Here is a 12293-nt window from a genome sequence, read left to right as displayed (position 1 = left end):
ATGTCCGCTTCGTACATCTCGGCGAACAGTCGATCCATCTTCGCCAGCGCTTCGTTCGCCATTACGCGGATCGAACGCAACGGATGCGACTTGGGGACGAAGTCGTCCAGCTTGCGCACGGAAAACAAACTCTCGGTGAAAGTGTCGGCGCCGCGCATGATCTCCAGTGGGTAAGTGGTGGTTCATCTATCAACGCTTCACGAACTCTGCGCGATGACATGTTTCAGCGGTACTTCAGCAACCTGCTAATGGCCGCAAGGCCAGCGTCGCGCTCGAGGAAATGGCGTTGCCGTACATCGTTCGGCCTGTAAATATCGCCAACCGCGAGCAGTTCGAGCCGTCATTTCTATCCATCAGCCCGAACAACAAGATTCCGGCCATCATCGATCCAGACGGCCCCGATGGTCAGCCCATCAGCGTGTTCGAATCGGGCGCGATCCTTCTCTATCTTGGGGAAAAGACTGGCCGATTTCTCCCACGCGGCCTACGCGAGCGGGTGCCCGTGATCGAATGGCTGATGTGGCAGATGGGCGGGTTCGGGCCTATACCCGGGCAGGTGCACCACTTTGCCGCCCTCGCGTCAGAAGACGATAGACGCTACGGTCTCAAACGCTTCTCAGACGAAACACGGCGGCTTTATTCGGTGCTGAATAAAAGGCTGGCCAGCCATGAGTACGTGGCTGGCGACCTTTCGATCGCCGACTTTGCCATCGTTGGCTGGGCGTGGCGACACGAGCGGCACAAGGTCGATCTTGCAGACTACCCAAACGTCAAGCGATGGTACGACGCAATGTTCGAGCGCCCCGCGGTACGACGCGGCTTCGAGGTCAAGCTTGATTAAAATAATTACATAGCCATCCTGATTAACTCTCCATGGGCAGTCACCAACAGGCGCGCGAGCTCAATTCAAGTTGGGTTTGATGGGGCACGACCGGTGAGCAGCGCAAGGGATTCCTTCACGAATGCGCGAACGGCAGGAGAAAGCTCCCGCCGCCTGCTGAGACGACGCCCGTCGGGCGAATTGAACAAGCGGCTTACGGGGTCAAGCAACATCTCCCCCGGCGGCTGCGCCAGATCCACTCACTCGCGGACTTCGAGGGGGCGGCACGGCGCGTTCTGCCGCGTCCGCTCTTCGGCTATATTTCCGGCGCAGCGGAGGACGAAATGTCGATCGCGGCGAATCGCGCTGCGTTCGAACGCTTGAAGTTCCGCACGAGAGTGCTTGTCGACGTGTCTCACCGATCACAGCAGACAACGATCTTCAACCACACCTACTCGTCCCCGTTCGGAATCGCACCGGTCGGAATTAGTGCCATTTCGGCATATCGAGGCGACATTGCGTTGGCCACGGCCGCGATGGATGAAAATATCCCTGCGATCATGAGCGGTTCCTCGCTCATTCCGATGGAGACGGTGCAGGCAGCAGCGCCGCGCACCTGGTTTCAGGCCTATCTCCCCGGCGACGTGCGCACGGGCTTCTCGCTGCCGTTGCGCCCGTCGCTGCGTCTCGCGATGGACGGCATTTCCCATCCGCGCTGGCTGCTTGGCACCTTCGCCCGAACGCTGATCCATCACGGCATGTCCCACTTCGAGAACTCGTTCGCGACGCGAGGGGCGCCGATGCTGTCCGCTTCGGCGGTACGCGACACCACCGGACGCGACCATCTGTCATGGTCGGACATCGCAAGCATTCGTCAGCGTTGGAGCGGGAATCTGGTCATCAAAGGCATCCTTCACGCGGACGACGCGAGGCGCGCAGTCGCGATTGGCACGGACGGGATCATCGTGTCGAACCACGGAGGGCGCCAACTGGACGGGGCGGTCGAACCGCTATCCGTATTGCCGCAGATTTGCGATGCGGTTGGTGACAAGACTGTCGTAATGATGGACAGCGGAATCCGGCGCGGCGGAGATGTTCTGAAGGCGCTCGCGCTCGGTGCGCAGTTCGTATTCGCCGGGCGCCCGTTCATGTATGCCGCGGCGGTGGGCGGCGCGTCGGGTGTTCGGCATGCAATCGGCCTTCTCAGGGACGAAGTCGACCGAAACATGGCAATGCTCGGCACGGTGGCGATTCGCGAGATTGGTCGCGCAATACTGGCCTGAACGACGCGTTCCGACTGAATGGCGTGTGGCCCTGCTGGTGTCGGAAACCGGCCGCCTATAGGATCAGGCGGAGGCGGAGGCATCGAATGCACACTTGCAGCCGTCGGGTCGCCTGCGCGTACATGCCACCGCCAGTTTCGGTCAGCACTATGTGATGCCCGCGGTCCTGCGCTACCAGGAGCTGTTTCCGCAAGTCTCCGTCGAATTGACGCTTTCACAGCACGTTCCCGACCTGATCGAAGAAGGCTACGACGTGTCGATTCACCTGGGCGCGACTGAATTGCCGGACTCCGGACTCGTGTCTGTCCCGGTCGCGAAGACCTGTAACGTTTTGTGCGCGTCGCCTTCGTATCTCACCCGGCATGGCATCCCTTCCACGGTGGCCGACCTCGCCGCTCACACCTGCATGCGCACCAGTAGTCCGGTATTCCCGCAGAGTCGATGGAATCTGGATGGTCCTCATGGCACGGAAACCTTTGAGCTTCCTCCGTCGCCCTTTCAGGTCAACGTAGCGGAAGCCATGGCGCTTGCATTGCGCGACGGCCGAGGCATTGGCGCGCTGCCGCTATGGACTGCGATGCCGTGGCTGCGCAACGGCACGCTGCTACGCGTACTGCCGACGCATCGCATGAATGAGACTCACATTCGCGTTCTTTACGTATCTCGCGAGTATCTGGATGCGAAGATCAGAAGCTGGGTAGATTTTCTGCAAGACTTCATTCCACAAACGCTCGACGAAAGCGATATGGCGCCAACCGCGTCCGTGCTTGCTGACGCAGACTTGACGATGTAACGCAGATTAGGCCGCCGGTGACTCACGCGACGCCGCGAGTTCGCACGGGCTGCGCTTCAGCCCAAATTCGCTGGTTTGCTGCCGTGGCCAATGACCGTTGATTCACGGCGGGTTCAACCGGTCGATGCGATAGTTTGCTGACCGTCTGCCGAGCTGTTGCAAATTTCCAGGGTACGGCCACATTCGGCCGTTCGGGCCCCTGAAATCGCCAACGATCTGCTTCGCCAAGCGGTGGCACAATTGAAGAATCGGAATCAGGCGTCCGGGTCATTGAAACGGCTTCCCGACATGACGCCGCCGGCCGTGTAGTTTGTCTCTCAGGTTTGAGGCTGCTTCGGTCGTCCCGATTTTTACGCGTCTTTTAGCCAGGGCATTTCGACGGGTGACACCACCAGATGTCGGAACTCGCGTTTCAGTTCGAAAATGAACCCGACCAGGATCATGGAGTCGGCATAGGGAATCGGGAAGACGTGAGGATTTTCCGCAGCACGCAGCGGGCGCGTGGGTGTGTCCGCCGTCGTCGCGGCGTTCTGGCGGATGCTCTCCAGTTCGTCAGCCATTGCCTGCCCACTGACTTTCAGGACGCGGCTACGCAGGTCGCTGAAGGGTTCGATGCGCGCCCCGTCTTCGTTGTATTCGGGCACTTCATAGATGAACCAGGACATTTGTTGTTTCCAGGAAAAAGGTGACGATTCTAACACTGGACGTAACCGACTATCTCCGGACGGCCATCCTGCTCCCCCCCGTTCATTCGCCGTCCAGCGAAGGCAATGCAACGGGCGACACCGTGAAGCTGGTAACGTTGTTGCCGTATTTCCAGGCGAACCCGTAGCTGAAAGATAGCGGGTCCGGACGATGGCCGCGCCGGCCGCGTCATTGCGGCCGCAAGCCGTTAACAAGCGAATGGCGCAGAATAGGATCGCGAGCGTGTTCAAGCGCGTGAGAGAAAGTGGCGCCTGATTTCGGTCGTCAGAGCCCAGGTGTTGATGGCAACCTTGCTGTAGAGAGACAAAATGAAAAAAGGAAAGACGAAACTTACCCGGCATGATGCTGAGCGCCTTTTTGAGGGATTGCCTCAAGGGAAGGCGAGAGTATCGAGCCGGCCCGAGAACCCATTTGAGGCAGCGATGTTCGACGAGGTTAAGCGCGTCGACGACGAAACCAGACTCTGGAAAGACAACCTTATCGCTCTTCCGATGGCAATCGAGTTGCCTGCTGGCTACGAGTCGGTGTCTCGCATGCGCGAGTCGATGGCGCGGGCATGGCGCTTGAAGTGGGTGAGGGAAAGTAAAAACCAGGTTGTCACCGAGTTCCCTGAAGGATGGACGGCCGTTCGCCCGGCAAGCGGACCCACAGAGCTGCGAGATCCCTCTGGAGTGGTCCGCGCCGTATACGGATGGGCCGAGGATGCTGAGCTCAGGATCTTGCCAAGGTATCTGGTTGAGTCACAGACGAACAGTTCAAGCGGACTAGGCAGTTTGCTGGTCCGTGATCGCGGGAACGGTCAAATTCTTGAACGGTCGTCGATCTGGTCTGCTCAAACCGGTACCAACCATCCAGATTGGACCAGGCTTTCAGAGTGGCTCAACTTACGCTATCCACAACATCTCGACCCGCTTCGGTACTGGGAAGACTGCGAGGAAAACATCCAGAACTGAGCGACTTTTGAAGGCGTACGCCTGTGACGTGACGCACACAGTCGATGCCGCGAGCGCTACCGAACCCGCGCGATCGCCTGGCCGCCACATCAGTTCGACGGGCGCGGGCGGACATGTTCGTTCCGCATGGCGCCGCTCATTCGCAGCAAAGGAGAAGCCATGGAAAAGGTCCCCAAAACCACGGCCCTGTTCATCGCAGGCTTTGGCCCGATTGTGATTGAAGCCCAGGCAAGCCGCGAGCTCTACAGCCGGGACTTCGGTATCCCCTTCGAGGAAGAGAAAGGCGGCTACCTCCATACAGAGAGTCTGAGAGGCGCAAATACTTTCGCTTTGTGGCCGCTCTCTCAGGCCGCCCAGTCGTGCTTCGGCACGGATTCGTGGCCTCGTGACGTACCCATCCCGCAAGCCTGGATCGAGTTCGATGTCGACAACGTCGAAGCGGCTACGGCAGAACTTGAATCACGAGGGTATCGCATGCTGGTCAGGAACCGGAATGAGCCGTGGGGCCAGACCGTCAGTCGCTTCATCGGGCCGGAAGGATTGCTGGTAGGAATTACCTTTACGCCATCGATGCGGGAAGAGAAAAGCACGACTTCCCGAATGCGTCGATGACTACATCGGGCAGGACAATCCGGTCCGGTTGTCATGGGTCGTCCCCGGGGAGTAGCAGCGAGTTCGCAATCCAATATTAGAACGGCCATATGCCTGGCGACGGCGGGGATTAGCTGGCGCGGACGTGAAAGCCCGTACGCCTCGGAGGTGACCAAGGATCGAACTGGGACTGGCAGGCAATGGACGGACAGTGGGACCGCCCTCAAGGCAAATTACCTCAGCCGCCGAGCGCCCTCTCCTGCCTGCTCCATGCCCGCAATGTATTCAGGATACCTTCATGAATGCGGCGCAACGTGCGTTAACCCGCTGCACACATGGGCGCAGCTACTGATCGTGTGCGAGCGCTTCGAGACGAGCGTGGCCCGCGTCCTTCGCCGCGCGCTCCGTGGAGAAGGGTTCTTCGGCTACGAGCGAGCGCCGCACTTCGCGCGCATCGAAGTCGACGAGCGAGATAACCCACACCCATCCGCCGATCTGTTCGGCCGTCTGCACGAATGCACGCACGTCGCCTTTGTCCTGGGTCTTCATGTGACCTCCTCGATAGAAAAACACGGGTCGCGTCGCCCGCGCAGCGCGGCGGGGAGCATGGGTTACGCGGTCGGCAGGTCACAAGATCAAGGCAGCTTGCCGATGATCGCGCAGATGCCCTGATCGGTGAATTGTGCAAGCCCTACATAACTCGCCATCACGGTTCCCCGTTACAGGCAACGTTCGGGAGAGCCGCGTGGGGTACGGCCCTGCTGCCCCTGCCCCCGCAACACTTCATTTTAGGCAATGGGAATAGACATACCACAGGGTTGCGGACGTGATCCGTGCTACGCGCGCTGATCGGAAATGATCGCCGCGACAACTTTCTGGGCGAATTCCGCCGCCTCGGCACTAGAATTCAGGCATGGTCGCATTCCCGAAGGAGGCTGCCATGACTCAGTCAATGATCAGTTTTTGGGTTGGCCTTGTGGTTCTCGTTGTCGTTGTCATGGCCCTGTCCCGTCGCTACAGGCGCGATCACCCGGGAGAGAGCCTGAGCCAGTGGCTCGACACGCATCACTTGAGCTGGATGCATCGCAAGCACTAGCTGGCGGCGCGGGCCGACACCGAAGAGCGCACCCATTGCCTGCACTAGAACGGGTTCTCGCCCGGATTCTCGTTAGAGGAATACCATGCCGACTTACCAGTACAGGTGCGAGAAGTGCGGTGAGATGTTCGAGCATGCCGAGCATCTTGCTGAACATGTAACCGCTCATCCGCCTTGCCCGAAGTGTGGAAGCGAGAAGGTTCAGCACATACCCACACCATTTGTGGCGAAAACATCCAGAAAATCCTGAAATCTCTTCAGTTGCTCAGGTCTGCTCCGGATGCTCCCTGTCCCGATGATGGTCCGCGGCGAGGAACATATACATCGCGGGCACGACGAACAGCGTGAATAGCGTGCCGATCGACATCCCCGTGAAGATCACGAGTCCCATCGCGTTGCGGCCGGCCGCGCCCGCACCCGATGCGATCACAAGCGGCACGACGCCCAGCACCATCGCGGCCGTCGTCATCAGGATCGGCCGCAAACGCACGCCAGCCGCTTCTTCGAGCGCTTCACGCTTGCTGCGCCCCGTGCGTTGCAGTTCATTCGCGAACTGCACGATCAGAATGCCGTGCTTGCTGACGAGGCCCATCAGCGTGACGAGGCCCACTTGCGTGTAGATGTTGAGCGTCGTGAGTCCCACGTTGATGAAGATCAGCGCGCCGAACAGCGCCATCGGCACCGAAACGAGAATCACGACCGGATCGCGAAAGCTCTCGAACTGGGCGGCGAGTGCGAGAAACACGATAATCGTCGCCAGCAACAGCGTGGTCACGAAGCCGCCAGATTCCTGCACGAACTGCCGCGACAAACCCGAATAGTCGGCCGTGTAGCCCGTCGGCGCGACGTCGCTGGTGGCCTTGCGCAGGAAGTCGAGCACTTCGCCCTGCGAGATGCCCGGCGCGAGCACGCCGGAAATCGTTGCCGAATTGAGCTGCTGGAAGTGATTGATCGACTCGGGCACGACGTTGCGCTTCAGATGCGTGACCGTCGATGCTGGAATCACGCTGCCATCGGGCGTGCGCAAGTAATAGTCGAGCACTTGCGATGGGTTCAGCCGGTCCGTTTGAAGCACCTGCGGAATCACCTTGTATGATCGGCCAGCAATCGAAAAGTAGTTGACGAAGTTACCGCCGAGCGCCGCGCCCAGCGTCTGCCCGACATCGCTTTGCGTCAGACCGAGCGAAGCGACTTTGTCGCGGTCCACGAGCAGCACGCTTTCCGGCTTGTCGATCTTCAGATCGCTGTCGACGAAGAAGAACATGCCGCTTTCGCGTGCTTTTTGCAGGACGGCTTGCGACACTTCGTTGAGGTTCCCGAACGGCTCCGTCGTGCTGATGACGAATTGCACGGGCAATCCTTGCGCGCCCGGCAGGGGGGGAAACTGAAATGCGGCGACACGCGCGCCCGCGATCCCGTTCCACTTCTGCTGTAATTCCTGCTGTAACTGCGTCGCGCCCTTCTTGCGCTCGTCCCACGTCTTGAAGAGCACGCCGCCAATGCCCTGATTCAGCGTCGGCACGCCCGTGAGCTGGAACATCTGCGAGTATTCGGGCAACTGCTTCGAGATCTCGAAGACCTGATCCGCGTAGGTCTGCATCTGCTGGATCGTCGCGTTCGGCGGACCCAGGATCTGGGATAGAACGATGCCCTGGTCCTCCTGAGGTGCAAGCTCCGATTGCGACGTCATGAAGAGATACACGGTGCCGCACAGGAGCAGCGCACCCATCACGACGAACACGGGCCACGTGTCGAGCATTGCATGCAACAGACGCCGGTAGCCGTGATGCACGCGTTCGAACTGCCGGTCGACGAAGCGCGCGAAGCGACCCGACTGCTGGTCCGTGCGGAAAAAGCGCGAGCACATCATCGGCGAAAGCGTCAGCGCGATCACGCCCGACACGGTGACGGCGCCCGCCAGCGTGAACGCGAACTCGGTGAAAAGCGCGCCAGTCAGTCCGCCCTGAAAGCCGATGGGCACGTACACGGCGATCAGCACGACCGTCATCGCGAGAATCGGGCCGCCGAGTTCGCGCGCCGCGATCAGTGCGGCATCGAAAGTCTGCTTGCCCTCCTCCTTCATATGCCGGTCGACGTTCTCGACCACGATGATCGCATCGTCGACGACGAGGCCGATGGCGAGCACGAGCGCAAGCAGTGTCAGCAGATTGATCGAATAGCCGAGCACCTGCATCACGAAGAACGTGCCGATCAGCGAGAGCGGCATCGCGATCACGGGCACGATCACCGCGCGCAAACTGCCAAGGAAAAGGAAGATCACGACGGTCACGATCAGCAGCGCCTCGACGAGCGTCTTCACCACTTCTGCGATCGCCGTGTTGATGAAGTCGGTCGCGTCGTAGACGACGTCGCCCGTCATGCCGGTCGGGAACTGCTTCTGCAGGTCCGGGAAGATCGTTCTCACGCGCTTCGCGACATCGAGCACGTTCGCGTCGGGCGCCGCCTTGATGCCGATGAACACCGATCGCTTGCCGCTGAACGCGACGTTGAAGTCGTAATTGTCCGCGCCGAGCACGACGTTCGCGACGTCTTCGAGGCGCACGATCGCGCCGTTCTTCTGCTTGACGACGAGCTTCCTGAAGTCCTCGACGGAATGCAGGTCGGTGCCCGCATTCAGATCGACGCTGATCATCTGGCCTTTGGTCGTGCCAAGCGTCGCCAGATAGTTGTTATTGCCAAGCGCCGTGAAGACGTCGGCGGCCGTCACGTTGTGTGCGGCGAGCCTGCTCGAGTCGAGCCATGCGCGCAGCGCGAACTGACGGCCGCCGAGCACTTCCGCCGTTTGCACGCCCTGGACCGAGTCGAGCTTCGGCTTCACGACACGCAGCAGATAATCCGTGACGTTGTTGCTCGGCAGCACGTTGCTGTAGAAGCCCATGTACATCGCGTCGGTGGTTTGACCCACTTGCACGGTCAGCACCGGCTGTTGCGCCTGCGGCGGCAATTGGTTGCGCACCGAAGCGATCTGCGTGTTGATCTCTGTCAGCGCGCGATTGGAGTCGTAATTGAGGCGCAGCGTCGCGGTGATCGTCGACACGCCCGTGGTGCTCGTCGACGACATGTAGTCGATGCCCTGTGCCTGCGCGATCGCGGCTTCGAGCGGCTGCGTGATGAAGCCCGCCATCGTGTCGGCGCTCGCGCCATAGTACGCGGTGGTGATCGTCACCACGCCGTTTTCGGTTTGCGGATACTCGCTGACTTTGAGCGCCGCAAGCGAGCGCAAGCCGAGCACGAGTATCAGCAGGCTCACCACCGATGCGAGCACCGGGCGTTCAATGAAGATGTCGGTGAATTTCATCGCGCGCTCTTCTATTGTTCCTGAGGCGTCGGATTCGGGCTGTCCGCAGGCAGCACGCGGTTGTCGATCACGAGGGGCGTGCCGTTTTTCAGTTTCAGCTGGCCGCTCGTCACGACCTGCGTGCCTTCGCTGATGCCCTTGAGAATCGCGACCTGGTCGCCGCGCGTCGGCCCCGGCGTGACGAATACCTGTTGCGCGACGGGCATGATCTTACCTTGCGCATTCTTTTGTTCGCCGGCCTTCACGATGAACACGGTCGCGCCATACGGGTTATAGGTGATCGCCGTTTGCGGCAAGGTCAGATAGCGCTGCACGCCACCCGCATCGATCTTCACGTTCGCATACATGCCGGGCAGCAGCTTGCGCTCGCTATTGTCGACGGTCGCCTCGATCTGGACGTTGCGCGTGGTGCTGTCCACGCGCGGATTGATCGAGCGGATCTTGCCATCGAACGTGCGGTTGCCGAACGCATCCGTATCGACGACGATGGTCTGGCCAACCTGCAATTGGCCGAGCTGCTGCTGCGGCAGAAAGAAGTCTGCGTAGATCGGGTCGATGGCTTGCAGCGTGACGATGGCGTCACCCGGATTGAGGTACTGGCCGGGGTTGACCGTCGTGATGCCGACGCGCCCCGAGAACGGCGCACGAATCGTCTTCTTTTCGACCAGGGCGGCCTGTTGATCGACCTGGGCTCTTTTACTCTTGAGGTCGGCGGCGTCGGCGTCGAGCTGCGCCTTGGCAATCGCCTGAATATCGAACTGCGCCTTGTCGCGCTTGTAGACCGTTTGCGCCAGGTCCGCCGCTGCTTGCAGCGACGCGAGCTGTGCGCGGTCCGAATCGTCGTTCAGGCGCACGAGCACCTGGCCTGTCTTCACCTCCTGGCCCGAGTTGAACGCGATCTCGCGCACAAGCCCGGCCACTTCCGTCGTCACGTCGACGCCGCGCACCGCGCGCAGGCTGCCCACTGCGGCAAGCTGCGGCTGCCATGTTTGATAGCTTGCGATAGCGGCCGTGACGGTAGCGGGCGGCGCGGCGTCGCTCGCCATGAACTTCTGGATCATGTGCGCCCTGAACAGATTGAAGCCGACCAGCGCGCCGAGCAGTATGCCCACGCAGATCAGCATGATGATCATCCGCTTTGCCATCGGTTTTTTTGTCGTCATCGTCATGTCCTGGCAGGGGCGGCCACTGCGAAAGGATTCATTTCGGCATAGCCTGGGTGGGCTGGGCTGCCTGGCTCGTCGCCGTGTCGTTCCACCAGCCGCCGCCGAGCGCCTGAAACAGCGCCGCCGTGTCCGCATAGCGCGCAGCCTGCGCCTGCGCGAGATTCACGACCGTCTGCTGGTATTGACGCTGTGCATCGAGCAGCGCCAGATAGCTGACGCCGCCGATGCGAAACTGGCCACGCGTCAAGTCGAGCGAATCGCTGGCAGCACGCCATGCTTGCGTCTGCGCGCGCAGGCCGGTTGCATCGTGCTCGAGCGCGCGTAACGTATCAGCGACGTTCTGGAATGCGAGCAGCACCGTTTGACGGTATTGCGCGTTGGCCTCGTCGAACGCAGCTTCTGCCGCGCGCTTTTGCGCGCTCAACTGGCCACCGTGAAAGATCGGCTGCGTGATGCCTGCGCCGATGCTCCAGATCATGTCGGCATACTTAAGAAGGCCCGCGGGCGTCAGCGCCTGCGGACCGTAACTCGCGGAGAGCGTGAGCTGCGGATACATGTTCGCTGTCGCGACGCCGACCTGGGCGCTCGCCCGATGCAGCGTGGCGTCGGCGGCGAGAATGTCGGGGCGCTGCCGCACGAGCGAAGACGGCACGCTGACGGGCAACGTTTGCGGCAGCGTGAACATCGACATCTTGAACTCGGGCACGCCCGTATCGCTCGGCGGCTTGCCCGCAAGGACCGCGAGCTGGTGACGGGTCTGGTCGAGCGACTGACGCAACGGCGGCAATGTCGCGCGCGTCTGCGCCACCAGCGTTTCCTGCGCAAGCACCGTTGTGCGGCTCACGCCGCCCAGTTCGAGCTGCTGGCGCATGATGCCGAGTTGCGCGTCTTCGTCGTCGGCGATGCGCGCGGTCGCTTCGATCTGCTCCCGCAGCGAGGCTTCCTTGATGGCCGCCGTCACGATGTTCGCGGACAACGCGAGATACGCAGCTTGCAACTGGAAGCCCTGGTAATCGACCTGCGAGCGCAACGATTCGAGCTCGCGCCTTCCGCCTCCGAACACATCGAGGTTGTACGACACGCTCACCGATGCGTTATAGAGGTTCAGCAGTTCCGTGAGCTGCGGCTCGCCGAACGTGACACCGCTGAACTTCTCGCGGGTCGCATTGGCCGTCGCGTCGACGGACGGATACAGCGTGGTGCCCATTTGCGCCCGAAGATTTTCGCCGGCCTGCCTGAGCGCCGCTTGCGCCGCGGCAACGTTGGGACTGTTGGCAAGCGCTTCGCGGATCAGCGCGTCGAGCGGCTCGCAATGAAAGAGTGTCCACCACTGGGCGGGAATGTCCTGGCCGGCCACGAACTGTTGCGGGAGACCCGATGCGCCCGGCGCCGAGGCCGTTTGATCGGGTAGCGGCGTGGACGTGTAAGTGCCGGTAGCGGGCGGCGCGGGCGTATGGTAATTCGGGCCGACCATGCAGCCGGACGAGACGATCAGGACAGTGACCCATGCAGCACGCGTGACCGTCTCGCAGGCTGCATGGCGGCGAGACACACTGCGCGAATGCCA

General features: G+C 61.2%; 11 protein-coding genes and 2 pseudogenes. 7 read left to right on the top strand and 6 right to left on the bottom strand.

Features of this window, described 5'->3' with window-relative positions:
• Positions 1 to 158 (bottom strand): annotated as a pseudogene (locus tag M3I54_RS32865) (IS5/IS1182 family transposase); the annotation flags it as partial.
• 89 nt (positions 159 to 247) lie between these two features.
• Here M3I54_RS32865 and M3I54_RS32860 point away from each other — a divergent pair.
• The 3 genes and pseudogenes from M3I54_RS32860 to M3I54_RS32850 form a co-directional block, all read left to right on the top strand.
• Positions 248 to 841, top strand: a pseudogene (locus M3I54_RS32860) (glutathione S-transferase family protein); the annotation flags it as partial.
• A gap of 179 nt (positions 842 to 1020) precedes the next feature.
• Positions 1021 to 2103 (top strand): alpha-hydroxy acid oxidase, encoded by a 1083-nt coding sequence (locus tag M3I54_RS32855; RefSeq protein WP_254343328.1) that lies wholly within the window; start codon positions 1021 to 1023, stop codon positions 2101 to 2103.
• A gap of 94 nt (positions 2104 to 2197) precedes the next feature.
• On the top strand, positions 2198 to 2896 hold the full coding sequence (locus M3I54_RS32850) for a substrate binding domain-containing protein (RefSeq protein WP_254343322.1): 699 nt from the start codon (positions 2198 to 2200) through the stop codon (positions 2894 to 2896).
• A gap of 350 nt (positions 2897 to 3246) precedes the next feature.
• On the opposite strand, the gene M3I54_RS32845 is transcribed toward M3I54_RS32850, so the two are convergent.
• Complete coding sequence (locus tag M3I54_RS32845; protein WP_254343320.1) at positions 3247 to 3561, bottom strand: helicase; 315 nt, start codon at positions 3559 to 3561, stop codon at positions 3247 to 3249.
• 20 nt (positions 3562 to 3581) lie between these two features.
• On the opposite strand from M3I54_RS32845, the gene M3I54_RS32840 reads away from it, so the two are divergent.
• From M3I54_RS32840 to M3I54_RS32830, 3 genes are all read left to right on the top strand, one after another.
• Complete coding sequence (locus M3I54_RS32840; RefSeq protein ID WP_254343318.1) at positions 3582 to 3728, top strand: hypothetical protein; 147 nt, start codon at positions 3582 to 3584, stop codon at positions 3726 to 3728.
• A gap of 181 nt (positions 3729 to 3909) precedes the next feature.
• Positions 3910 to 4554, top strand: coding sequence for a hypothetical protein (locus M3I54_RS32835; protein ID WP_254343317.1), 645 nt, complete (start codon positions 3910 to 3912; stop codon positions 4552 to 4554).
• A gap of 159 nt (positions 4555 to 4713) precedes the next feature.
• A complete protein-coding gene (locus tag M3I54_RS32830; protein ID WP_254343316.1) occupies positions 4714 to 5166 on the top strand; it encodes a VOC family protein in 453 nt (150 codons plus the stop codon).
• A 324-nt stretch (positions 5167 to 5490) separates the two neighbouring features.
• On the opposite strand, the gene M3I54_RS32825 is transcribed toward M3I54_RS32830, so the two are convergent.
• The gene (locus M3I54_RS32825; protein ID WP_254343315.1) at positions 5491 to 5694 is read right to left on the bottom strand and encodes a hypothetical protein; all 204 of its coding nucleotides are present in this window, start codon (positions 5692 to 5694) and stop codon (positions 5491 to 5493) included.
• Positions 5695 to 6326: 632 nt separating this feature from the next.
• Between M3I54_RS32825 and M3I54_RS32820 the strand changes: the two genes are divergently transcribed.
• The gene (locus M3I54_RS32820; protein ID WP_158762296.1) at positions 6327 to 6491 is read left to right on the top strand and encodes a zinc ribbon domain-containing protein; all 165 of its coding nucleotides are present in this window, start codon (positions 6327 to 6329) and stop codon (positions 6489 to 6491) included.
• Between the two features lie 15 nt (positions 6492 to 6506).
• Here M3I54_RS32820 and M3I54_RS32815 read toward each other — a convergent pair whose 3' ends face one another.
• Genes M3I54_RS32815 through M3I54_RS32805 form a run of 3 tightly spaced genes read right to left on the bottom strand, consistent with a single transcriptional unit; the run spans position 6507 to position 12200 of the window.
• Positions 6507 to 9560 (bottom strand): efflux RND transporter permease subunit, encoded by a 3054-nt coding sequence (locus M3I54_RS32815; RefSeq protein ID WP_254343314.1) that lies wholly within the window; start codon positions 9558 to 9560, stop codon positions 6507 to 6509.
• Positions 9561 to 9571: 11 nt separating this feature from the next.
• Positions 9572 to 10723 carry an efflux RND transporter periplasmic adaptor subunit gene (locus M3I54_RS32810; RefSeq protein ID WP_254343313.1) on the bottom strand — a complete coding sequence of 384 codons (1152 nt, stop codon included), beginning with the start codon at positions 10721 to 10723 and terminating at the stop codon, positions 9572 to 9574.
• A gap of 37 nt (positions 10724 to 10760) precedes the next feature.
• Positions 10761 to 12200, bottom strand: coding sequence for an efflux transporter outer membrane subunit (locus tag M3I54_RS32805; protein WP_375542258.1), 1440 nt, complete (start codon positions 12198 to 12200; stop codon positions 10761 to 10763).
• Between the last annotated feature and the right edge of the window lie 93 nt (positions 12201 to 12293).

The sequence above is a fragment of the Paraburkholderia sp. CNPSo 3274 genome (genome assembly GCF_024206475.1).
Classification (GTDB): Bacteria; Pseudomonadota; Gammaproteobacteria; order Burkholderiales; family Burkholderiaceae; genus Paraburkholderia.
The sequence above is the reverse complement of the archived record's forward strand: the minus strand, read 5'-3'. Positions and strand labels throughout refer to the sequence as shown.

What these genes read in the sequence shown, in the direction of transcription:
- M3I54_RS32805 (WP_375542258.1), bottom strand. Translation starts at nt 12,200, where the DNA reads ATGGTCGGCCCGAATTACCATACGCCCGCGCCGCCCGCTACCGGCACT.
- M3I54_RS32820 (WP_158762296.1), top strand. Translation starts at nt 6,327, where the DNA reads ATGCCGACTTACCAGTACAGGTGCGAGAAGTGCGGTGAGATGTTCGAG.
- M3I54_RS32835 (WP_254343317.1), top strand. Translation starts at nt 3,910, where the DNA reads ATGAAAAAAGGAAAGACGAAACTTACCCGGCATGATGCTGAGCGCCTT.
- M3I54_RS32825 (WP_254343315.1), bottom strand. Translation starts at nt 5,694, where the DNA reads ATGAAGACCCAGGACAAAGGCGACGTGCGTGCATTCGTGCAGACGGCC.
- M3I54_RS32845 (WP_254343320.1), bottom strand. Translation starts at nt 3,561, where the DNA reads ATGTCCTGGTTCATCTATGAAGTGCCCGAATACAACGAAGACGGGGCG.
- M3I54_RS32810 (WP_254343313.1), bottom strand. Translation starts at nt 10,723, where the DNA reads ATGACGACAAAAAAACCGATGGCAAAGCGGATGATCATCATGCTGATC.
- M3I54_RS32815 (WP_254343314.1), bottom strand. Translation starts at nt 9,560, where the DNA reads ATGAAATTCACCGACATCTTCATTGAACGCCCGGTGCTCGCATCGGTG.
- M3I54_RS32830 (WP_254343316.1), top strand. Translation starts at nt 4,714, where the DNA reads ATGGAAAAGGTCCCCAAAACCACGGCCCTGTTCATCGCAGGCTTTGGC.